Source organism: Pseudomonas sp. PVC-5-1 (genome assembly GCF_057444345.1).
Genome location: NZ_CM172024.1, coordinates 3,028,533 through 3,051,506, shown reverse-complemented (window position 1 = coordinate 3,051,506; position 22,974 = coordinate 3,028,533). Strand labels below are relative to the sequence as shown.

At 63.1% G+C, this 22,974-nt stretch carries 18 protein-coding genes; 1 reads left to right on the top strand and 17 read right to left on the bottom strand.

Features of this window, described 5'->3' with window-relative positions; genetic code table 11:
* Window positions 1-5: 5 nt before the first annotated feature.
* The 13 genes from tssM to AC2T3R_RS13835 all read right to left on the bottom strand — a co-directional run bounded on the left by tssM (window position 6) and on the right by AC2T3R_RS13835 (window position 18,864).
* Window positions 6-2,501, bottom strand: coding sequence for a type VI secretion system membrane subunit TssM (gene tssM / locus AC2T3R_RS13895; protein ID WP_486743793.1), 2,496 nt, complete (start codon window positions 2,499-2,501; stop codon window positions 6-8).
* Window positions 2,498-3,406 (bottom strand): type VI secretion system-associated protein TagF, encoded by a 909-nt coding sequence (gene tagF, locus AC2T3R_RS13890; RefSeq protein WP_013972757.1) that lies wholly within the window; start codon window positions 3,404-3,406, stop codon window positions 2,498-2,500. The genes tssM and tagF overlap by 4 nt, the downstream gene beginning before the upstream one ends.
* A complete protein-coding gene (locus AC2T3R_RS13885) occupies window positions 3,403-7,206 on the bottom strand; it encodes a type VI secretion protein IcmF/TssM N-terminal domain-containing protein (protein WP_486743792.1) in 3,804 nt (1,267 codons plus the stop codon). Before AC2T3R_RS13885 ends, tagF begins: the two co-directional genes overlap by 4 nt.
* Before the next feature lie 30 nt (window positions 7,207-7,236).
* Complete coding sequence (gene icmH / locus AC2T3R_RS13880) at window positions 7,237-7,953, bottom strand: type IVB secretion system protein IcmH/DotU (RefSeq protein WP_013972755.1); 717 nt, start codon at window positions 7,951-7,953, stop codon at window positions 7,237-7,239.
* On the bottom strand, window positions 7,950-9,293 hold the full coding sequence (tssK, locus tag AC2T3R_RS13875) for a type VI secretion system baseplate subunit TssK (RefSeq protein ID WP_013972754.1): 1,344 nt from the start codon (window positions 9,291-9,293) through the stop codon (window positions 7,950-7,952). Before tssK ends, icmH begins: the two co-directional genes overlap by 4 nt.
* Entirely contained in the window at window positions 9,290-10,012 is a 723-nt protein-coding gene (gene tssJ / locus AC2T3R_RS13870) for a type VI secretion system lipoprotein TssJ (protein ID WP_486743791.1), read from the bottom strand. The genes tssK and tssJ overlap by 4 nt, the downstream gene beginning before the upstream one ends.
* 24 nt (window positions 10,013-10,036) lie before the next feature.
* Window positions 10,037-12,634 (bottom strand): type VI secretion system ATPase TssH, encoded by a 2,598-nt coding sequence (gene tssH / locus AC2T3R_RS13865; protein ID WP_486743790.1) that lies wholly within the window; start codon window positions 12,632-12,634, stop codon window positions 10,037-10,039.
* Window positions 12,631-13,701, bottom strand: coding sequence for a type VI secretion system baseplate subunit TssG (gene tssG, locus AC2T3R_RS13860; protein ID WP_486743789.1), 1,071 nt, complete (start codon window positions 13,699-13,701; stop codon window positions 12,631-12,633). The genes tssH and tssG overlap by 4 nt, the downstream gene beginning before the upstream one ends.
* The gene (gene tssF, locus AC2T3R_RS13855) at window positions 13,665-15,485 is read right to left on the bottom strand and encodes a type VI secretion system baseplate subunit TssF (protein WP_367245730.1); all 1,821 of its coding nucleotides are present in this window, start codon (window positions 15,483-15,485) and stop codon (window positions 13,665-13,667) included. Before tssF ends, tssG begins: the two co-directional genes overlap by 37 nt.
* Window positions 15,485-15,967: a type VI secretion system baseplate subunit TssE gene (gene tssE, locus AC2T3R_RS13850; protein ID WP_013972749.1), complete on the bottom strand. Its 483-nt coding sequence runs from the start codon at window positions 15,965-15,967 to the stop codon at window positions 15,485-15,487. Before tssE ends, tssF begins: the two co-directional genes overlap by 1 nt.
* Before the next feature lie 26 nt (window positions 15,968-15,993).
* Window positions 15,994-17,496, bottom strand: a complete 1,503-nt coding sequence (gene tssC, locus AC2T3R_RS13845; RefSeq protein WP_015270492.1) for a type VI secretion system contractile sheath large subunit — start codon at window positions 17,494-17,496, stop codon at window positions 15,994-15,996.
* A gap of 14 nt (window positions 17,497-17,510) precedes the next feature.
* A complete protein-coding gene (gene tssB / locus AC2T3R_RS13840) occupies window positions 17,511-18,050 on the bottom strand; it encodes a type VI secretion system contractile sheath small subunit (RefSeq protein ID WP_024087179.1) in 540 nt (179 codons plus the stop codon).
* A gap of 64 nt (window positions 18,051-18,114) precedes the next feature.
* A complete protein-coding gene (locus tag AC2T3R_RS13835) occupies window positions 18,115-18,864 on the bottom strand; it encodes a hypothetical protein (RefSeq protein ID WP_024087178.1) in 750 nt (249 codons plus the stop codon).
* Window positions 18,865-19,738: 874 nt separating this feature from the next.
* Between AC2T3R_RS13835 and tri1 the strand changes: the two genes are divergently transcribed.
* On the top strand, window positions 19,739-20,854 hold the full coding sequence (gene tri1 / locus AC2T3R_RS13830) for an ADP-ribosylarginine hydrolase Tri1 (protein ID WP_486743788.1): 1,116 nt from the start codon (window positions 19,739-19,741) through the stop codon (window positions 20,852-20,854).
* 36 nt (window positions 20,855-20,890) lie between these two features.
* Here the strand turns inward: tri1 and AC2T3R_RS13825 are convergent, their stop codons facing one another.
* From AC2T3R_RS13825 to AC2T3R_RS13810, 4 genes are all read right to left on the bottom strand, one after another.
* Entirely contained in the window at window positions 20,891-21,232 is a 342-nt protein-coding gene (locus tag AC2T3R_RS13825; protein WP_410952424.1) for a hypothetical protein, read from the bottom strand.
* A 129-nt stretch (window positions 21,233-21,361) separates the two neighbouring features.
* Window positions 21,362-21,871, bottom strand: coding sequence for a hypothetical protein (locus AC2T3R_RS13820; protein WP_410952431.1), 510 nt, complete (start codon window positions 21,869-21,871; stop codon window positions 21,362-21,364).
* Between the two features lie 435 nt (window positions 21,872-22,306).
* Window positions 22,307-22,603: an immunity protein Tsi6 family protein gene (locus AC2T3R_RS13815; RefSeq protein ID WP_410952425.1), complete on the bottom strand. Its 297-nt coding sequence runs from the start codon at window positions 22,601-22,603 to the stop codon at window positions 22,307-22,309.
* A 148-nt stretch (window positions 22,604-22,751) separates the two neighbouring features.
* Window positions 22,752-22,883 carry a hypothetical protein gene (locus tag AC2T3R_RS13810; RefSeq protein ID WP_410952426.1) on the bottom strand — a complete coding sequence of 44 codons (132 nt, stop codon included), beginning with the start codon at window positions 22,881-22,883 and terminating at the stop codon, window positions 22,752-22,754.
* Window positions 22,884-22,974 lie beyond the last annotated feature (91 nt).

Sequence of the window (22,974 nt, the reverse complement as noted above, 5' to 3'; positions counted from 1 at the left end):
GGGCTTCAGTTGAGCCCGCGTACTTCGATTTCCACCCGGCGGTTGGGCTCCAGGCACTTGATCAGTTGCGCCCGTGGTTGCTGCAGGTCGCAGTTGACCAGCGGCTTGCGGCTGCCTTCGCCCTGGGCGACCACCAGTTCGGCAGGTACGCCCTTGCCGACCAGGTAGGTGCGAATGGTCTGCGCCCGCTGTTTGGAAACCTGCAGGTTGCCTTGGCTGTCGCCGAGCTGGTCGGCGTGGCCGGAAATGATGATCTTGCCGATGTTGGGCGTGTTCAGCAGTTTGCTGGCGATCGCGCTCAGCTGGCTCTGGCCTTCGCTCTTCAGGCTCTGGAAGTCTGCGCGGCCGAAGGCGAACAGGGTGTCGGACTCCAGCGTGATGGTCTCGATCGAACGCAGCGACTGGGCGCGCAGGCTGTCGATGTAATTGCGCGAACTGGACATCAGGAAGGCGTTGTCGAGGATACGCGGCACATCCGGCTCACGAATCTGGTCGCTGTAGAAGGTGATCTGGCGGCTGGCGTACAGGTAGTCCTGGTTGCCGCCGGCCTCGCTGGCGGCCGCGGCCATGCTCTTGCCGGTATGGCGAGCGATGGCCGGGTACCAGTAGTCGGGCAGGTGCGCCTTGAGAAACGCCGGGTCGGCGTTTTCGCGTCGGGCCGGCGAGAGCATCACGTAGGTATCCAGCGCCGCCTTGCCGAAGTCGGCGATCGACTGCGCGCGGTTGTCATGTGGCAGCTCCTCGGCCTCGACGCTGTCCACGCCGCTCACAGGCTGCAGTTCGCGGGTGTTGCGCTGGTACACCTTGATCGTGGTCAGCAGGTACAGGGTGCGGGTCAGGTTGTCTGCCGTGGGCTTGAGCATCACGTTCTGCAGCGTGGCGAAGTAACGGCTGCGCAGCAGCGGCTCGACCTCATGGCCCTGGTACAGGCCTAGGCGCATGCCCAGCGGCACGCCCTGTTCGCGGTGCTGCTGATAGTAGTGCTCGGCCCAGAAGCGCAAGCGGTCAAGGCTATGCCAGGCGGCGTACTGGCCACGGGCAGCCTGGTCGTCGGCCTTGGCCTGGGCCAGTTCGCCGGCGATGCTGGCCAGGGTGGCGCGGTTGTTCAGGTACGACCAGCCCCACAGGCTGCACAGCACCAGGGCTGCCAGGCCGGTGGCGGCAACCCAGCCCGCCTTGCGCCGGCGCTCCCGCGTGTTGCTGGTGTACAGCGCCACCAGGTGCTGGTCGGGGATGATCACCTTGCGGAACAGGCTGTTGATGAACAGCGGCGCCGGCTGGCTGACGGCAGTGGCGGTGCCTTCGGCATGTTCGAGGGCGAAGCGTTCGGCCACATGCTGGCCGTGGCTGCCCCACAGGGCTTCGTCGGCCTGCAGTGCGGCAGTGAAATAGAAACCGCGCAGCATTTCGGCGTTCTGGTACGGGTTGGCGCGCAGCAGGCTGTCGACGAATTGTTGCAGGCGCGGCTTGAGTGCGGCCAGCTCCAGCGGGAAGCGATAGGCCGCATTGTTCTGCCGGGTTACCTGAATATCTTGCTGCACCAGTTGCTGGTTCGCCACCTGCTGCCAGTAACCGGTCAGTTCGTCCATCGCCTTGCCGAAGCGCTGGCCCCAGTCGGCCTGCGCGTAACCCTTGTGCGAGAAGGTCTTGCCCATCACTTCACCACGCGCAGCGTCATCCAGCTGGCGGTAGAACGGGGTGAAGCCGGGGATCAGGTCACACTTGGTAAACACCAGGTAGATCGGCAGGCGCACTTCCAGCAGCGCGCAGCTTTCCTGGATCCGTTCACGCAGGCGCTTGGCCACGCGGTCCTGGTCCTCGGCCGAGCCATGCAGGATGTCGGCGATGCTGACGCTGACGATCAAGCCGTTGAGAGGGCGGCGTTGGCGATGCTGGCGCAACAGCTGCAGGAAGCCGCGCCACTTGCCGGCTTCTTCGGGGCTGTTCATGTAGCGCCCGGCGGTATCCAGCAGCACGGCTTCGGAGCTGAAGAACCAGTCGCAGTTGCGCGTGCCGCCAAGCCCCGCAACCCGTGCGCCTTCGCGTTCGGCATAGGGGAAGTTCAGGCCCGACTGCAGGATCATCGTGCTCTTGCCGGCGGCCGGCTGACCGATCACCAGGTACCAGGGCAGGGCGTACAGCGCGTCCTTGGCCGAGGTGCCGCGAGGTGTGTTGCTGCGCAGGCGCTCGATGCTCTGCAGCAGGCGTTCGCGCAGCAGGCTTACTTCTTCGCGGTCGGCGGGGGTGGCGTTGAGTACCGCCTGGTCGGCATCGTCGCGCAGTAACCCTTCGAGGTTGTGGTGCTGGCCGGCGCCGCGATAAAGCAGCAGTACATAGCCCGCCGACAGCAGCAGAAACACGCCGATACCGGCCAGCAGGCTATGCAGCGAGGCAAAGCCCAGGGCGCAGCCGATGGCCCAGACCAGGAAGATCGCCAGGAAGAACGCCACTCCCAGCAGGTAGGGTTGGTAGCGCAGGCAGTAGTACTTGATCTTGTTCATACAGGTGTCGCATCCAGCGCATCGACGAATTGGCCGATGACATGTTCAAGAGATCGGTCGTAATCGTGCAGCCGTGGCGCTACCGTCAGCGGGTCGAGCGGCTCCAGATGCTGACCTGCTTCGGCGCAACCACTGAGCAGGCGGTAGGCACAGTTGGCGTGGCGCGACGGCAGGCAGTACAGCCGTGGTTTCATGAAGTCGTCGGCCAGCAGGCTCACCGCCGGCACGCCGGGCTGCCGGCTCATGCGGGTCAGCCAGGTCAGCCAGAGGTCGGCGGTAGGGTTTTTCAGCCCGCGTTCGGCCGGCAAGGGCAGCTCGATGCCACCGGCGAAATCGTTGTGCAGCACGGCTCGGCTTGCCTGCAGTAGCGCAAGCGCCTTGTCACTTTTGAAGTCCGGCCAGGAGCGCAGCAGGGCGCGGGCGACATCGGCCAAGCTGAAATCCTTGAGGAATTTGGCGTGCACCTGGCGGAACAGGTCGAGGTCCTGGGCCTGCAGCGGCCGCAGGGCCTTGATGCGTTCGAACAGGCTGGCGCAGTCAGCACCCTGCACCGCCTGGTGCAGCATCGGCTTGATCTGCGCGCTGAACAGCTCGCCGAGGGTGAACGGGTTCACCAGCATCGTGGCTCCCTCGCCCTTGAGCAACTGGAAGATGAAGAACGGGTAGCGTCGCTGGCTGGCATCCCGCGAGCTGAGCAGGCCACCCAGCAGCCAGTTGCCGTTGCTCGCGCGGTAATTGAAGAAGCACATCGGCAGTGCGTCGAACAATGCCTGCCAGTCTTCGCGGTGGCGCATGGCCGCCAGCGCAGACTGCAGCCAGGCGTCGAACTCGCAGACTTCTTCCGCCGCGCCATGCAGGCTGACGAAGTCTGCGCTCGACGGCAGCTTGCCGAAGCAACCGATCATTGGGCGCCCCTGTCGTTGAGGGCGCTCAGCGCCTTGACATCACCCAGGTCGGTCAGTTTCACCCCACCGAAGTTGCGCACTACAAGGCTCACGCGGCCGCTGGCGGTGTTCCAGCTGAAGCGTTGCTGAATGCCGTCCAGGTCCTCGACCCGGGCGCTTTCGTTCATGCGCAGCAGGCCCCAGCGCCCGGGGAAGTCGAACACGGTGACCCGCGCGCCACTGAGGGTGACCACATCCAGGCGGGCACCCGGAGCGTTGCTGGTGCCCGGCCAGGCGAAGCGGTTCCAGCTACTGCGGCCGTTGCGGTAGTGCTGTTCCTGGCCATCGAGGGTGAACACGATGTCGGTGAAGTTGGCAGAAGGCTCCAGCATGATTTCGAAGCCGTTGTCACGGTCCGACAGGCTGGCGATCACCTGGCCCACGGAGCTGGCCTTGTCGATGCTGTTGAGCATGCCTGGGTTGACCAGCGCCGGTGCCTTGCCGTCGCCCACACCCAGGCCTTCACCCCCGGCCAGGTTGCCGATTTCGTTGCGCTTGAAGGCCGGCAGCAGGCCGCTGTCGGGGTCGACGAAGCGCTGCAGGTCCTTTACCGACGCCTCGTTGCGGCTGCTGCCGGCAATCGGGTAGCGGTGCGCCATGACCTGTTCCCAAGGCTTGGCGATCTGCTGCGCCCAGGCCTTGGCGATCTGCTGGCCGGCCGGGTCGCGCAGGGTCGCCCAGGCATACTGGATAGGCAGGCTGAACAGCCCCTGCAGCGAGCGCGACAGGCCGTCCTGGCTGGTGTCGACGCTGCTCTCCACGTAGTTGCGCACGGTGGTGATCTCGCTCGGCTGGCCTTCCAGGGTCTCGCTGATCAGCTGCTTGCTGCTCTTGCCCACATCCTGCGAACGCTGGATGTTGTTCATGCGCACCTTGAGCTTGCGCAAGGCGGCCAGGTAGCGGTCCATGATGGTGCTGTCGGCGCCTTCGGCGTTGTTTTCGGCAAATACCCGCGCCACCGGTTCGAAGCGCTTGGCCAGGCTGCCATCGTCCACCGCCGGCAGGGCCGGGGCGACGTTGGCGGGCAGGGCGTCCTTGTCGTCGAACAGGCCGGAGACCTTGCTCCAGAAGCCGTCTTCGCGGGTACTACCGAGGGCCGGGATGGCGTGCTTGACCGGCAGGTCCCACTGGGTGTTGTCATTGACCGCCGCCAGCAGGTTCTTTACCGGCGAGTTCTGCACATCGCTGAGCAGCCCCAGCTGCTGGGTGGCCGAGGCCAGGTCGGCGAAGTGGCGTACCCCCACGCTGCTGACCATCTTGTACCAGGCCTGGGTGTAGTCGCGTTTGTAGCGGGTCATGAACTCGCGCACGAAGTTGGCCTTTTGCACGATGGCATCGCCACCTTCACCGTCCAGCACCCAGTCCGACTCGTTGCGCAGGTTGCCCGACACCAGCTTGATCAGTTCGGGCTTGACGAAGGTGTCCCAGCCCTGGCGGGTATAGATTGCCGGTACGCCAGCGGAGCCATACAGCAACGCGCGGCCCGGTTGCGGCACCAGGTCGTTCAGGCTCAGTGCCGGGAACTGGCGGCTCGACTCGAGTTGCAGGCGCAGGTACTCGCGATCGACCAGCGAGCTGGAGATCATGAACGACTTGAGGTTTTGCCGGGTTTCGTTGATCAGCTGTTCGTTACGCGGCAACGACGGCGCCTGGCCTTGTTCCAGCAACTGTACGTACAGCGGGGCATTTTCTGCGATCACGGCTGCGTCGGCCGGAGTGCCTTCGGTGGCGGCGCTGGCCCAGGCCTGGGGCAGGTTGGCAGCGACGAAGGCCGGGTCCGGATGGCCTTGGGGCTCGGTCAGCAGCAGGTACAGCTTGAGGGTGTTGTAGGCATCGATGATCGAGGCCACCTGCTGTTCGTCGAGGCGCCCGAGCATTTCTTCGGACAGTGACAGGCCACCGGTGGTGGCAGACAGCTCGGCGGCATCGCTGGCCGTGGCCAGGTTGACCTTGGCGGCATAGGCACCGGCGCGGCTGTTGCCCAGCGCAGCCTGGGCCTTGGCTGCAATGGCCGGGGCCAGCGGCTTGCCATTGCGTTTTTTCGGTGTCGGGGCCGGGGTGAATTCCAGCTCCTGGTTGATACCGTTGGCGAAGGTGTTGAAGGCCCGCATCTGCACTTGCAGGCTGCGTGCGATCGGCTCCAGCGCCTGGCTGCGCAGTTGCGCCAGGTAGGCGGTGCGAGTCACCTGGTGGATGGCTTCGCCATGGTACAGGCCACCCCCCAACTGCAGTGGTACACCCTGCAGGCGATGGTTTTCGACGCGGGCCATCTGTTCGCGCAGCACTTCCAGGCCCTTGCCAGCGGCCAGCTGCTGCTCGCGGTCTTCTGCCTGCTCGATCTGCGCCAGCTGCCCGCGCAGGCTGTCCAGCCATTGGCGGTTATTGGTGAACGACAGTGCCTGCCAACCGATGAACAGCAACCCGGTGGCGGCGGCCAGGCCCAGCAGCAGCGGGCTGAACGCAGCCTGGCGGCCCAGGCGCGACTGGTACAGGGTCAGGTCGCGATCGGGGAAGATCACCTGGCGGAAGGTGTCGGTGATGAAGTAGCTGCGGTTGCCCGCGGCCTTGCCGACGTTCTCGGTGTGCTCATCGTAGGCGGCTTGCAGGGCGAATTCGTCGGCGATGACGTCTTCGTATACCTGCCCCAGCTGCTGCCCGGTCTGCAGGGCACTGGTGAAGTACAGGCCGCGCAGCAGCAGCGGGGCACCGCCGCGATGGCCGCGGGTGAAGTGCTCCAGGAACTGCTCGAGGACACCGCTGAGTGCGGCGAAGTATTGCGGGAAGTTCAGCAGGGTGCTGTCGGCTTCGGCACCGAGGGCGATCACCTGCGCGTCGACATGCTGGCGAATGTGGTTCTGCAGGTTGCCCAGGCGCGTCTGCAGCACGGCGTGCAGGCCGTTGTTGCGGATTTCCGACAGGCCGAAGGTCATGCCCAGCGGTTGCTGGCGTTCATGCAGGTCAAGGCCGTCGAACGCCTGGCTGAAGCCCGGCAACTGGTCGGTCTTGCTCAGCATCAGGTAGACCGGCGGGTTGGCGTCGAGGCACTCGGCGTATTCTTCCACCCGCGCCACCAGCTGGGCCGCCAGGGCATTGCGTTCGTCGCTGTTGGCCGCCAGCAGCTCGGGCAGGCTGACCACCATGATCAGGCCATTGATCGCCGCCTTGCCGCGCTGCTTGCGCAGCATGCGCAGGAAGGCCGAGAACTCGCTGGCCGACTGGTCATCGCGCAGATAGCGGCCGGCGGTGTCGATCATTACCGCGTCGGGGCTGAAGTACCAGTCGCAGTGCTGGGTGCCGCTTTCGCTGTCGTTGGCCGTGGCAATGCTGGCCGACAGGCCGGAATGGGTCAGCAGCGAGGTCTTGCCGGCCGCCGACATGCCGACCACCAGGTACCAGGGCAGGTCGGACAGTGCCGCCTTGCCACCGCCTCCAGCGGAGCGGTCGGTGCGCAACATGGCAATGGCATGCTTGAGGCGTTCGCGCAGCACCTGCTGGTCACGGAACTCGCCAGTGGCATTCCACGAGCGATCAACCTCGATCTGCAGCAGGTTCTCCAGGTTGTGCTCGGCGCGAATGCGCTGGTATTGGCGCAGCACGATCACCAGCAGGAAGCAGGCGCTGATGATTGCCAGTGCTTCGGGCAGGTGCTGTTGCAGCCATGGCAGCAACGGGGCGACCAACCAGCAGGTCAACAGGCTCGCCAGCCACAGCAGCAGCAGGAGAAACCAGAAATTCTTCAAAAGGCGCAGTAATGTTTTCATGTCTTCCTGACTCGGCTACCTGACGTTTGCTCAGGCACTGAACAGCTGGCGGATTTGTTCGGAAAGGGCGGCGACGTCCTTGTCCAGCAACCAGTCCAGCGTCAGGTACACGGCGACGCAGACCAGCGCGATCAGCGCCAGGTAAACCCACAGCGGCACCTCGTGGCGCAGCATCTGCGACACCTGGTCGGGCAGTGCCCAGTCCGGTGACAGTGCTTTGGGCGCCTTGCGGTAGCGGGCAATATCCTGGCCCAGGGTATTGGCCAGGTAGCGCAGCTGGTCTTTCTGGCCGAGGCTGAACTTGCCCTCGAAGCCCAAGGCCAGGCACAGGTGGTAGACCTCGAGCACATCGATGTTCTGCTTGACGTCGGCACGCAGCGCATCGACCTTCTCGAAGAAGCCTTCACCCGCCAGGTGCACGCCGAAGTAGCGGAACTGCAGCGGCTGCAGCTCGAAGTGCTGGCGCAGCTGGTTGTCGCTCGCGCGCAGCACGCTCTCGTCGAGGAAGGCACACAGCGCGTACTGGGTGTCCTTGACCTGTTCGGCGCTGTAGTTGGCAGCGCGGGCTTCGCGTTCCAGGTTGGCGAAGAAGCGTTCCACGCTGGCTTCGAAGGCCGGCACCGAGGTGACCTGACGACCACGCCGCACGATCAACGCCATGCTGATGAAGTCCTGGACCAGGTCCTTGAGCGTCGGTTTGTCGTTGGCGGCCGCGACGGCGCCCTGTTGCAATACGGCTTCGGTCATTTGAGCACCGCCATCAGTTCAAGCTTGAGGTTGGTAAAGGCGCTGGGCGCGTAGAAGCAGATGGTCTGGGCATTCATCATTCGCTCGTAGACATGTCCATGCGGCTCGATGGCGAAGTACTGGTTGTCCAGGCGCACCGGTATTGCGTTGGGCAGCCGTGCGGCATGGTTGAGCGTGACGCCGGGCATCGCGCTGTTGACCACCACCTCGATGTCTTCCGGCGAGCCGACCTTGAATGCCCGCGGTACCAGCTCCAGCAGGCTGGCACCAGGCATGTCGGCATGGACCGAGATATAGAAGTCGGCCTCGGTCAGGCGTGGATCGTGCAACTGGCCCTGCCAGTACGACGGCTTGGTCTGGTTGAGGTTGATGACGATGCACTGGTTGGGCACCACGTTGTCGAGCATCACCCGTATCATCTCGTCGAGCTTGACCAGCGACGCGGCCGGGTCGTGATGGTCGTATTCGGGGATGTCGCTGAGCTGGGTGTCCAGGGTGAACGTCAGCAGGCCACCCGCCAGGTCGGCGAGGAACAGGTACAGGCGCTCGGGGTGCAGGCGCGGGTGCGCCAGCAGATGGGCCAGCTGCGGGTGGGCGCGGTTGACGGTGTTCAGCAGCCAGAACAGGGTTACGTCGCTGGAGCCGAACTCGGCGATCTGGTCGGCGCGTTCGCGGCGTCGGCCGGACAGGGCCTTGCTCTTGGCCTGCAGGGCGCCGAGCAGGCGCTTGCCGATGCCGGCCAGGGTCTCGTGGCTGCCCAGATGCAGAGTGGGGTGTACAAAATGCGGGTCGAGATTGAAACCGCCCATGCTGTTGCGGGTCAGCCTGGCCAGCGGGCAGTGGCTGTAGCCGTCCAGGCTGTCACCGTCCACCAGCAACACCACGTTCAGGCGCAGGCTGGTGATTTCGTTTTCCAGCTCGCCTTCATTGAGGTCGGGCAGGGTATCGAACTGCTTGCGGAAACGCCGCGCGGCCTTGTGTTCCTGGCCGTCCTCGACATAGTTAAGGCCGAATGGCTCGGGCAGCTTCAAGGCAGCATGAACCTTGAGGTCGTTGGCCTTGAGCAGGTCCTTGAGGTCACGGGCGGCCGGTAACGGGTCGTGCTGCGGTGCGTCGTAAAGGCTGCCGTCAGGGAACACCAGCTTGAGGCGCTTGAGCTGCAGCGAACCGTTGGCCAGGGCGTCCTCATCCACCTGCAGTACCTGCACACCCCAATGGAATGGGGTGGTGCGCAAGGTCGCCTCGGCCAGCTGGTGCTGGTGGAACTCATCCTGGTACTGGAAGTGCTGGGGCAGCAGGAACATGCCTTCCGACCACATCACCCGGCTCTGCTTGCTCATTTGACGCTATCCACTAAAGAGTTGAAGGTTGAATCCATGGTGTTCTGTGCCGATTTGCCGGCGGCATCGCTGGCCTTGTCGAGCACGGCGTCCTGCACCTTGTCGGTGAGCGTCGGTGCGTTGCCCCGGGCCTTCTGCGCGGCTGCCAGCTGGTCGGCGGTCGGCGGTTTGTTCAGTACGTCGACGCCACGCATGGCGCTGATTTCGGTGTTGTCCACCAGCACCCGCAGGCCGTCGGAGGAGAACCAGATACCGTCCTTGCGCAGCGAGTTGGCGTCGAAGGCGACCTTCCAGCGTGCGTCCTGTTCGTTGCGGAAGAACGCTGCCACGCCGACGTAGCGAGCGCTCTTGGCCAGTGGCCACTGGTCGATCTGGCCGATGCCCGGCAGCAGGGTGATCTCGCGGGCTTCCACCAGGGTGTTGCCCAAGGCCTTTTCCGGGGTGTCCCACAGGGTCTCGGCATCGGTCGCGGCGAAGCGTTCGAGGTCGGTCAGCTGGTACACGCGCATCACCACCGACAGCGGCTTGCCCTCGGCATCGGGGTTGAGCTGGTTGCCGCCGTCGGAGGTCAGGATGACCTTTTCGCTGTCGGCCAGCATGTCGGCCGCCCAGCTGTCTTCCATGCGCTTGCCGATACGGTCGGTGACCCCGCAGCCGGCCAGCGCCACCAGCAAGGCAGCTGTGGTCAGGCGTTTGAGGGCGGTGTGCTTGTGTTGCATGACGGCAAAACCTCCGTGTACTGGTCAGGCCACGCGATAGGCGAAATCGCCATCGCTGCCCAGCTCGATCGCAAGACGCTGGATCGGCGTGTCCTGGGCCATGCGCTCGAGCACGCGCTGGGCGAGCTCGGGCATCAGGGTCTGGGACAGGATGTTGTCGATGTTGCGGGCACCGCTGTCGACCTCGGTGCAGCGCGCGGCGATGGCCTTGACCAACGCCTGGTCGTAGCTGAGCTCGGCCTGGTGGTTGCGGGCGAAGCGCTTGGCGATGCGTTCGAGCTTGAGGGCGACGATGCGCTCGAGGATCTGGTCCTGCACCGGGTAGAACGGCACGATGCTCAGGCGGCCGAGGAAGGCCGGCTTGAACACATGGTTGAGCTGGTCACGCAGGTCTTCGACGATCGCTGCGGGCGTCGGCAGCTCGGTGGCGTTCAGGCAGGTCTGCATGATGCGCTCGGTACCGGTATTGGAAGTGAGGATGATCACCGTGTTGCGGAAATTGATCTCGCGGCCTTCGCCATCGTCCAGCACGCCCTTGTCGAATACCTGGAAGAACAGTTCGAGCACGTCGGGGTGGGCTTTTTCCACCTCGTCGAGCAACACCACGCTGTACGGCTTGCGGCGCACCGCCTCGGTCAGCACGCCGCCTTCGCCATAGCCGACATAGCCGGGTGGCGAGCCCTTGAGGCTCGAAACGGTGTGGGCTTCCTGGTACTCGGACATGTTGATGGTGATGAGGTTGCGTTCACCGCCGTACAGGGTATCGGCCAGGGCCAGCGCGGTTTCGGTCTTGCCGACGCCGCTGGGGCCGAGCAGCAGGAACACACCGATCGGTTTGTTCGGGTCTTCCATGCGTGCGCGGGAAATCTTGATGCGCTTGCCGATCTCGTGCAGGGCGTGGTCCTGGCCCAGCACGCGCTCACCAAGCAGGGCCGGCAGGCGCTGCACGGTGTCGATCTCGTCACGCAGCATCTTGCCCAGCGGGATACCGGTCCAGCCGCTGATGACCTGGGCGATGGCGCCGCTGTCGACCAGGGCATGGACCAGGGGCTGGTCGCCTTGCACGCGGGCCAGTTCGGCACGCAGGGCGTTGAGCTGCTTGGCATCGGCCTCGCTGGCGGCGTCCAGCGCCTTGAGCTGTTCGACCAGTTCCAGCTCATGTTGCCACTGCGTGTTCAGCTGCTGCTCCCGCTGCTGCTCGGCCTGCAGGGCAGCCTGCAGCTCGCCCAGGCGGCGAGTGTGGTCGTGGCCTTTGCCGGCTTCGTGGCCGAGCACGGCGATTTCGGCCTGCAGGTTGTCAATCTGGCGGCGGCAGTCTTCCAGGGCGCCAGGTTGCGACGATTGCGCCAGGGCAATGCGCGCGCAGGCGGTGTCGAGCACGCTGACCGCCTTGTCGGGCAGCTGGCGGCCGGTGATGTAGCGGTTGGACAGGCGCACGGCCTGCACCAGCGCTTCGTCCATCACCGCTACCTTATGGTGTTCGCGCATCTTGCCGAGCAGGCCGCGCAGCATGTGGATGGCCTTGTCTTCGTCGGGTTCTTCCACCTTGACCACCTGGAAGCGGCGGGCGAGGGCGGCGTCCTTCTCGAAGTACTTCTTGTATTCGGCCCAGGTAGTGGCGGCGATGGTGCGCAGCTCGCCACGGGCAAGGGCCGGTTTGAGCAGGTTGGCGGCATCGTTCTGCCCGGCCTGGCCACCGGAACCGATCAGGGTGTGGGCTTCGTCGATGAACAGGATGATCGGGTGCAGGCTGCGTTTGACCTCTTCGATCACTGCCTTGAGGCGGTTCTCGAACTCGCCCTTGACCCCGGCGCCGGCCTGCAGCAGGCCCAGGTCGAGGGTGTGCAGGGCCACATCCTTGAGCACCGCCGGCACGTCACCTTGGGCGATGCGCAGGGCCAGGCCTTCGACCACGGCGGTTTTGCCGACCCCGGCTTCGCCGGTGAGGATCGGGTTGTTCTGGCGGCGACGGGTGAGGATGTCGACCATCTGCCGTACTTCGAACTCGCGGCCCAGCACCGGGTCGATGCGGCCTTCGCGGGCGCTCTGGGTGAGGTTGACCGTGTACTGGTCCAGCGCCGGGGTCTTGCCGCCGGCCTTGCTCGCACTGTTCACTGGCGCCGCAGGGCTGGCCAGCGGGCTGGCCTGCCGGGACTCGGCGCTGCCTTCCACCAGCGCCGCAAGGTTCAGGCGCAGGTCATCGGCGTTGATTTTCTCCAGCTCCGGCGCCGAGGCGATCACCACGCGACGCAGTTCGGCATCATCGAGCAGGGCCTGCAGCAGGTGAGCGCTGCGCACCTGGCCGACGCCGTATTCGATCGACGCCAGCAACCAGGCCTGTTCGATCATGCGGGTGATGTGCGGCGACAGCGCCGGGGTGCGGGTATTACCTTTCTTGAAGGTGCCCAGGGCCGTGACCAGTTGCGCCTGCAGGCGCTCGGCGACTACTTCGTAGTGGCGCAGGATCGGCGCCAGGTCGCTGTCGCTGTTATCGAGCAACTGCAGCAGCAGGTGCTCCACCTCCACGTCGTAATGGTGCTCCGACAGGCACAGGGCCGCCGCGCTTTCCGTGGCCGTGCGGCTGGTTTCGTTGAGCTTGGCGAACAGAGACTTCAGGTTCACAAGGCGACCCCATCGTAAGGAATGTGGAAGACGGCGCAACGCGAAGGCTCCGCGTCACGACCAGGGCGTTTGAGCCAGCCCAGCCAGCCCAGGGCGACATTGCCACTGCGGCCCAGCTGGGCGTGTGGCACCGCCTCGCGCTTGAGGCGCGGGGCAATTTCGAAATCCAGTTCGGCGCCTATATAGAAGCGCACCAGTTCGACCAGCTTGCGGTAGCACGCGGTGCCCGGCTGGAAGCGCTGGTAATCGGTCAGGCTTAGCGGGCCCAGCTCGATGCGGATGCACGACTGGTAGTCCCAGACCCGGTTGCCGGCTACGGCGCTGTGGCCGAGCTGGGCATTGCGGCGGCCGAGCTGGGTGCATTGTTCGGGCTGCAGGTGCAGCCAGCGCCCGGCGAACTGGCGGACCTTGATCGGCAGCGAGAAATAGAAGCCGAGCATGCGTTCGAGGTTCAGCGCGTTGCGCGGCTTCTGGCTGAGCAGGCCGGCAAAGTAGCTGAACAGCTCGCGGCGCAGCGCGGTTGGTTGCTGCTCGAACTTGAGTTGCTGCGCGCGCGGGCCGAGGCCGACCAGGTTGAGCAGGTAGCCATCGAAGCCCGAAGTGCCATTGCGCTCGTGCTCGATATGAAATTTGTACTTCTGCCAGGCCTCGTAGAACAGCGTGGTCATGCGGTGCGAGAAGATGTCGAGAAACGCGTGGGCGGCATCGTCGCGATACTGCACGTGGCGCTCCAGCAGCAGCTCGGTATACGGGCGCGGCAGTACGCCTGACGGCCCGACCAGGCCCATGAAGGTGACCTGCACTTCCGACAGCGGCAAGCCGGCCGGCGACACCTTGCCTTCGCGCTCGAAGTGCAGGTCGCTGACCTCGCTGGCCGGGAACGCCAGCGAAAGCTGGGTACGAAAACGCAGCGGGTCTTCGTGCGGCCGGGTTGCCAGGTCCATGCGCCCGGTACGGCTGTAGTGCAGGCGGAGCAGGCGCACCAATTGAAAGAATTCGAATCGGTGCGGCTCGGCTCGGGCCTGATCGATCAGACCAGGGGCTGATCGCCGGTGCGTGCTGGCCATTGGACGACTCTCTTTTCTCGTTGTTGGGTGCGCAGGGTCAGTTGGGTGAAGCTGTTCATTGAGCAGTACTGGCCGAAGAAGTGGTCCAGCACCATGCCGAACAGGTACACGCCACTGCCGATGAACTGGCTTTCATCCAGGGTCAGCGTGATGCCGACGCCACGTACGAAGTTCGGCCGCGGGTGGCCGATGCGTGCGACCACCGGCTCGCTGCTGATCGCCTTGATGCCGTTGATCTGTTTGCGAATGGCGGAAACATTGCGGTAGTTGTACAGCGACAACAGCTCCAGCAGCACTTCGCGGCCCTGGCTGACCAGCGACATATGGTTCAGCGACAGGTGGGCGATCAACCGCCAGGTCAGGCCCTTGCCCAGGGGCACACGCACCGTGGCGGTGGGCTTGCGCAGGCAGCGGATATCCTTGATCACCGAGTTGGCGGGAATGTTGAAGTCACCACGTTCGCCCCCGAACGGCAGCATCAGCGGTACATCGCGGTTGCTGCAGGTAAGGCCGATGCTGAGGGTGTCGCTGCTGGCGTCGATCAGCTCCAGGTCGCGGTCGACCACGCGGATGCTCATGGCGGTGGCGTCACCCTGGATGCGCCGGCGCGCCACCCAGAAGCTGCTGTGCGGGTCCTGCTCGCCACGGGGTTCGAAAAACGGGTGGCAGGTGGCGACCTGGTCGATGCCGCCGAGTTTGCGCACCCGCCGTACGCGGTCGATCGAGACGACTTCGGCAGCGTTGTGCAGCCGTGTATCGGGTGTGACCGGGTATTCGTGCTGGGTGTGGGTCAGCTTGATCGGCTCGGCTTGCTGGCGGAACAGGTTGATGATCGGTGTGCAGTTGAGCTTGAAGTTGTTGCGCCCGATGTTCTGTGTCAGCCGCGCCAGGCGCTCGCTGAGGTCGTAGTCGGAGAAATAGAAGTTGATCTCGACCTGCTCGATGGCCTTGCCCTGCAGAATGCGGGCAAAGCCGTTCAGGTCGAAGAACATGAACTTGTCGGGGAAGGTGAAGTACTCGTGCAGCAGGCGGTAGCCCAGGAACGAGCGCTCGGAGTAGTCCACCAGGCCTTCGTCACGGGCGTAGCCCACGGCTTTCAGGGCATCGGCCGGCAAGGCCACTTCGCGGCTGCGGCCCTGGTCCTGGAAGCTCAGGGTGGCCTTGGCCAGGTTGTTGAACAGCAGCTCGTACAGCTGCAGCATCAGGGTCGCCTCGCCGTCGAGGAAGAACCGCAGGCGGTCCAGTTCCATCTGCCCGAACAGGGCATCGCCGGTGGCTGCCAGGCGGATGCGCAGGCGTGCGACCAGGTCGGCGCTGTGGCCGTTGAAGGCCGAACGCTCCAGTTCGGCGAACGAGGCCTGCTGCACGGCAATCGGCCACAGCTCTACCGGGTAGCAGGTGCGGAACTTGCACACCACACCTTCCACGGCATTGGCATGCATCTCGGTATGGCGCGCCACCCGGTAGGCTTCGGTGACTTTCTCGTGCTTGCCCAGGCTCAGCTCGGCAATCGACATCGATGGGGTAGGGCGCAGGTAGTGTGGGTACAGCACCTCGAGGAAGGATTCGACGATTTCCGGAAACTCGTCATCGAGCTTCTTGTGCACCCGCGCAGACAGGAACGAGAACGCTTCGATCAAGCGCTCGGTGTGCGGGTCTTCGCAGTTGTCGCCCTCGATCAACAGCCGCGAAGCGATTTTCGGGTACTGCGCGGCAAACTCCTGGCCGAGGAAGCGCAGGTGCGACAGTTCCTTTTCGTAGTAGGGCAGCAGTTCGTCGAGCATCAGTTGAGGTTCTGCACTTTGTATTCCTGGGTGTTGACCTGCAGCACGGCGTCGAATGACACCTGGCGGCTGATGTCCTGCAGACGCAACACGGCGTCCACGCGGAAGGTCAACATGCGGTGGCCGTTCTGCTGGGCCAGCAGCTGCACGCGGACACGGCGAAATCGCCGGTCCCCTGTGCTGATCGCCCGCTCCAGTTGCTGCTGGATCAGGCGCCGATCATGCGGGTCGAGCACGCTGCGGCTGATGAAGTCGGGCATGCCGTATTCGAGGATGGAGCCACCGAGCTGGCTGTAGCCCTCCAGCTCTTCGGCGACCAGGCTCTGGCGAGTGTTCACCAGTACCTCCAGGTCACGGACGATGCTGGCCTTGTACTCGCTCAACGAGCAGGTGCGTTGCACGGCTGGCTCGGCCGACTGGTACGGACGGTCGTCCAGCAGTCGGTCGAGCAGCGAGGGCAGCAGGCGGGCCTGGTTACTCATGTGTCATCCCTGTACACACCGGCCTGTCAGCCGCGCGCGCCCTGTGGTAGCTCGGCAACCAGGCGCAGCGAAGCGGTCAGCTCATCCAGTTGGTAGTGCGGGCGCAGGTAGGTCACGGCCTTGTACACACCTGGCTTGCCCGGCACTTCGAACACCTCGGCGCGGGCTTCGCGCAGCGGGAACTTGGCCTTGGCTTCCTGGCTGGCGGTGTCGTCGAGCAGCACGTAGCTGGCCAGCCACTGGTTGAGGAAGCGCTCGACATCCATGCGCGAGGCGAAGCTACCGATCTTGTCGCGCATGATGGCCTTCATGTAGTGGGCGATGCGCGAAGTGGCGAAGATGTACTGCAGTTGGGCCGACAGGCGCGCGTTGGCGTTGGCGATGTCGGTGTTGTACTGCTTCTGCTTCTGCGCCGACTGGGTGCCGAAGAACGCGGCATAGTCGGTGCCCTTGCAGTGCACCAGGGGAATGAAGCCCAGGTCCGACAGCTCTTTTTCGCGGCGGTCGGTGATGGCGATTTCGGTCGGGCACTTGAGGGCGATTTCGCCGTCGTCGGTCTTGAAGGTGTGGGTTGGCAAACCTTCGACCAGGCCGCCACCTTCCACGCCGCGGATGGCCACGCACCAGCCGTAGCGGGCGAAGGCATCGGTAACGCGGGTGCCGAGGGCATAGGCAGCGTTCATCCACAGGTACTTGTTGTGGTCGCGGCCATCGACGCTTTCGACGAAGTTGAATTCCTCCACCGGGGTGGTGTCCGGGCCATACGGCAGGCGACCGAGCACGTGCGGCAGGGTAAGGCCGACGTAGCGCGAGTCTTCCGAAGCGCGGAACGACTTCCACTTGGCGTATTCCACGGTGTCGAAGATCTTCGCCAGGTCACGCGGGCCGGACATCTCGGTGAAGGAGTCCCAGCCGAACAGCTCGGGGGAGGCGGCCGAAATGAACGGGGCATGGGCTGCTGCGGCGACGTGCGAGATCTCCTCCAGCAGGTACATGTCTTCGGGGTTGCGGTTGAACTCGTAATCACCGATCAGCATGCCGAAAGGCGCGCCGCCGAAGGTGCCGTACTCTTCTTCGTAGACCTTCTTGAACAGCGCGCTCTGGTCGAATTCGCTGGCGGCCTTCAGGTCGCGTACCAGGTCTTTCTTCGAGGCATTGAGCAGGTGGATCTTCAGCGTGGTGCTGGTCTCGGTCTGGTCTACCTGGTATTTCAGGCCGCGCCAGGAGGCTTCCAGCTGCTGGAACTCACGGGCGTGCATGATTTCGTTCATCTGCTCGGAAAGCATCGAATCGATCTCGGCGATACGCGAATCGAGCACGGCGATCAGGTCCTTGCTCGGGGTCATCTCGCCCTCGAGCACCTGGTTCACCAGTTCGCCAATCAGGTCGCGGGTGCGGTTGCGCTCGGTGTCGGAGCGGGCCACGCGGCTTTGCGAAATGATGCTGTCGAGCAACGATGCCTGTGGCGCGAAGTTTTCCACTTCGACCAGGTCGCCGGCCTGTTGCGGTGCGGTTTGCTTGTCGGTCATGTTCGGGCTCCTGCTCAGGCGCGATCGCTGCTGGATGGGTCTTTCACTTCGGCTTCACGGCCGAATTCCTTGCCCAGGGTCTTGAGCTTCTCGGTGTTCTGCAGCACGTCCATCAGCAGCTCTTCGAGCTTGTCGTTGCCGCCCATCTTGTTACGCAGGTCGGCCAGCTTGTTGCGCACTTCCAGCAGTTTGCGCAGCGGTTCGACCTGCTTGACCACGTTCTGTGGCTCGAAGTCTTCGAGGCTGTTGAAGTTCAGCTCCACGCCCAGCTGGGTGCCGTTCTTGGCCAGGGTGTTGTCGACGCGGTAGGTCAGGCGCGGCTTGATGCCCTTGAGCACGCCGTTGAAGTTGTCGCGGTCGATGTAGACGAACTTGCGGTCCTTGAGTTTGGGCAGCGGCTCCAGCGGGTTGCCGGAAAAGTCGCCCAGTACGCCGACGACGAAGGGCAGCTCCTTTTTCTCGATGGCATCGCCGATGTCCACGTCGTAGGTGATATGGACCCGAGGCGCGCGAACGCGGTCGAGTTTGTGCTGAGTGCTTTCCTTCTTCGCCATCGTGTTCTCCAGTGCGAGCAATTCGCTGCGAAACAATGCGCGGCCCGTGACCGGGCGCAGCGCGTTACAGTCCTTCGATCGTCAGCAGCAGGCGCTGACGGATTTCGTCGTTCATTTCCAGGATGTTGTCGCGGCCCACCAGTTCTTCGAAGCTGGTGTTGCCGGCAATCTGCGTGCTGCTGCGGATGACCGAATCGTCGGGCAGTTCAGAGCGCACCGGCGAGCTGATGACGCAGAACGGCAGGTCGCCAAAGCCCTTCAGGCGCTCGAAGCTCAGGCTGTAGCGCAGGCCCTCGAACAGCCGGCCAAGGCCAGGCGACTTGCTCAGGCAGTAGAACAGCACCAGGTAGTGCACCACGAAGCGGTACAGCTCGGCGCTGCTGCGGTTGGGGTCTTTGATGACGTTGCGAAACCGCGCCAGGTCGAAGGCGTGGAAGCCCACCACCCAGCGGGTCGGGCTGGTGATGCGGATGACCTGGCCGCTGTGCTCCAGGGCCTTGTCGTATTCCAGCGGGAACAGTTCGGGGGTGGTGCTGATCAGGTTCAGCGGTACTTCCAGCTCGGTGACCAACTGGAACGGCGCGGCCGAGCCGATACGTTCGTAGAGTTCGACCAGGGCCTGGAAGTGGCCCTGGGTTTCGCGCCCGCTGCTGCGCTGGGCGCCTTGCAGGTATTCGCCAAACAGGGTTTGCGGACGGATCAGCGGTGCCACGGTGGCGAGGTAATCCGCCGCCTGCGCCTTCAGCGCATCGGAGATCGCCCGCGTCTGGCTACGCAGCTTGATCAGTGCTTCGACATCGAATGTCTGTGTCATCGGTGCATCGTCCATGTGCCTGCTTGATCGTCCTGAAACGCCAATGGCGTGGACCTGAAATTGCGCCTCTCGACGGCGGCAAACTTGAGTGCTGGCACATGAATATCGTGTTGCCAGCAATGCCGAGTAGGGCACCTCGCTGCTGAAGAAGTTCCCGCGAGGGGGGCGATTTTTTCCCTGTTTTGTGATGTGACGCAATGATAGCGTCGTGATATTGACTGGGGGTTTCGGACGCGGGAAATAAGGGTTCAGGCCCGAAAACGTGGGTGTGCGAGGGGCGGGAATGCGATAAAAATCCTTGGCAAAAGTTTTTTGCAAAAAGTGAATCCGGTCTCATTTTTTGCGCTGACCGCTTTCTCGCGGAGGTATTGGCGAGACGCCTCAGGATGATGGCAATGCGACGGAATGTGCCGCGTGGAAAGGGTGTTATCAAGCGCGATCCATCCGTTTGGATAGTGACTTTTGAAAGCTCGCGCGCCCCCTCGGAAATAGCGTCGGCCCCCGGGCCAATGCCGCACCAGCAGAGGCAACGGTCTCGCTAAAAACCTTGAAAACGTGCGCGATCACTGTGGGAGCGGGCACGCCCGCGAAGCAGGCGACGCGGTGGATGGCACCGGCTGCGCCGGTGTTCGCGGGCGCGCCCGCTCCCACAGGAACAGCGCCGGCCCCAGGGTTTGTGCCCTGCCTGCAGCAACAATTGCCTCAGCCAAAACCGTGAAGCCTGCACGGCCCCTGTGGGAGCGGGTTCACCCGCGAACACCGGCGTAGCCGGTGCCATCCTCATGGTCGGCGGCTTGCTCGGGTCATTGCCGGGGTAGTGCAGCTCAAGCAAAATGAGCGCATGGACGAGAGCAACCTACTGCAAGGAATCAGCATGATCGACCTGAGAAGCCCGGATGCAATCCTGAGCGACTACGCAAAGCGTTACGCCGATTTGCTCCCCGAACTATCGCCGCAATTGCAACAGCGCATGGCCTACATGCCGGAGCCCGACGCACCAAGGCTGCTGCGGACAAAGCCCGCCTGGCTGAACGACCGATCCTGCACCTTGACACCAGGCCAGGCGCTAGACCGCGCGCAGGGGGCACTGTTGGGACTGGCGATTGGCGATGCGGTAGGCACCACTCTGGAGTTCCAGCGCCGCGATCAGGGGCAGGTCAGCGACATGGTCGGCGGTGGGCCGTTCCGCCTCGCGCCGGGTGAGTGGACCGACGATACCAGCATGGCCCTGTGCCTGGCAGGCACCTACGCAAGCCAAGGCAAGTTCGATTTCGCGACCTTTGCCGATGCCATGGTGCGCTGGTACCGGCAGGGTGAAAATAGCGCCAATGGCCGCTGCTTCGACATCGGCAATGTCACCCGCCGAGCCCTGGAAGGGTGGGAGGCCCAAGGGCTTGCGTGGATGGGCAATCTCGAAGCCTCGACAGCGGGCAATGGTTCGTTGATACGGCTCGCGCCTACGGCCATTTTCAGGCGCCACTCGCTGTCGGCAACCTGGTGGGAGAGTGTGACGCAGAGCAGCGTGACCCATCGCGCGATCGAGGTCTCGGAGTGCTGCAAGTTGTTCGGGGCACAGCTGCATCTGGCGCTCAATGGCGCGGACAAGGAAGAGGCGTTGTCGCCGAAGGTGCGCCCCTTGCAGCCCCGGGCCTTGATCATCAATGCCGGGGAGTACAAGCACAAAACCCGTGAGCAAATTCGCTCGTCAGGGTATGTGGTCGATACCTTGGAAGCAGCGCTCTGGGCTGTGTGGAATACGGACAATTTCAGGGATGCGATTCTGTTGGCTGCCAACCTTGCCGATGATGCCGACAGCGTGGCGGCGACGGCAGGGCAGATCGCCGGCGCCTTGTATGGGGTGTCGGGCATGCCGCCGGAGTGGGTGGCCAAGGTTGCCTGGTCGCGGCACATTTGTGAACTGGCAAGCCGGTTGTTTGAACTCGCGCCTCAGGGGGATGAAATGGACGAGCTGCTATCTGGCAGTGAGTGATAGCACCTTTTGTTCAGGCGTTGGCGATCGGCCGCTCTAGTGTGGGGCGCAGCGCTGGGTGCCGTGCCTTTCGCGTGTGTTACTTTTAGCCTGGAATTTTTTAAATGAACTCCATTCTTGTCCATTGATTAACGCCATATAGAATTTGGCAAAAGCCTCGCTAAGTTCATGGTCGTCTTGTAAGTTTGTTTCCTGTAGAGAACGATACCAGGAGATGTCTCGCGCCTCTAAAGGTGCGTGGATTTCACCGTTCTCAGATTTCAACAGAAGGTCGCGAAGTAGGTTGAGCATGGTCATGGCGTCAGGATTCTGGTCCTTGAGAATTTCAAGTTTTTCGCGAAGCGCTCTGGCTGTAATTTTCAGTGTGTCTTTGTCCATTTAATGCCTGAGTGTGCGTAGACCGGAGGGCGCCGCTGTACGCCCCGTCTCCAAATCGCTGCTGCTTATCAACTGTTACCTTTTCGGTTTTCCGCCGTACTCGCTTTGAGCCTGACCAAGGTAGGCAACTTACCGCCCATCGACCTGGACGCAAACGTCCTTGCCGTCGATAACCTTGCATGGCCAGTTGTCGTTGATGTAGTGATCCGGCTTGAAGCACACCCGGTCATCATTGACCCAGAACAACTGCCAGGCAGAACCCGATATCAGCAGCTTCGAGCAGGGCGTGTAACCCCTGGCCAGCAAAGCCCCCGTAGTCAGAACCATCACTGCAGGTACTACATAGATCAGTGTTTTAATCGATATCCCGAACATCAACGTCTGGAAGCGGTGCAGCCAGGATGCAGGGGGCGGGTCGAACTTCTTGCCGGTCCAGGCGCAGATCGCACTGCCAACGAGCAGGATGGCGAGTGCCGGTGGAGCCATGAGCAGGCCGAACGCGAGGTACGGTGTTTCCACGACCGGAGCGCCACGAAGCAGCCTGCCGAACAGCGGGAACAGGTAGTTGGTATAGGCATAAAGCGAGACGGCCCCTACCAGGAGCAATGCGATGAACATGGCGACGGCCAGCAGCCTCATCTTGAGAGGCGTAAGCCCGGGTGACATTTGTGAGGAGCGTGTATTCATTCGCAGAGCTTGGGCAGGTTGAACGTGGGGGCGATGGCAATGAGGGCATCGATGGCAGCCTGAGGGCGCTTGGCCAGGTAGGCAAGTCTATCCCGTCGGGGCGCAGCTTGCCGATGACCCACCACTTGGCTTCATCGTAAAGCTCGTCGGCAATTCTACCCGCGATGTTTTTGGATGCCATAGCGTGGCGCATTGAGGGTCTTGCGCGCTCGACCTCGATTGGCGCTTGGCGGGTAGATCAACTCATGGTCCATCTGGCGTTTCCGGCTCTTGCTGACCATCGCAGGGGTGGTGCTCGGCCGCTGCAGCTAGGCATCGAACGGTGCCTGTTCGATCCAATAATACTCTTCGTAATCAACCAAGGTATGAACTCGCTAGTGGCCGAGTTCAATCAGGTAGTTGAATCGTCAAGCCGCGGGCCGACTGAATGGCCACGTAGTAAGCGTCCTTCAATACCTTGGCCAACTCCGGGTCATTTTCCTCGAATTCCTTCGATGCAATAGCTCCAATCGTTAGCCTGTGCAGCTTGGATTTATCTTTTTCGGTATCGTCGAAAACTGCCCTGATGTACTTTAACTGGTCGACTATACTCGCGTAAATCGTAAAGCCAGGAATGCGCTTTTTTCGGTCAATCGCCAGCGCAATTGCTTTATCTACATACTCCAGTGGTGTGGCTGGTTTCATTTCTCACCTGCTCATATTAGTTTGAAAAGGTTATTTCCGGTACAGGTTATTTGCGTCGTTCCACGGAATGGATTTCGGTCCACGTGATGTGCATGAGTTGTATCGATATGTGTTTGATTCTTGGCCGTGTTCACTTGGAGGCATGGGGCTATTGGTCTGCGGCTTTCAGCAGTGGCTCCAGTTCGACGCTCAGCTTCATCGCGGCAGGGTCTTGCGCCTTCAGGCTGTCGATGATCAAGCGAAGCTTGAGTAATTTCTGCTTGAGTGTTTCGGTGTTCATGGTCAGTCCTGATTGGGGTAAGGTACTGCACCACTTCACCGCAGCGTAAGAGGGCGCCACTCATTTGTTGGTAGGGTCAAACGTTCATGCA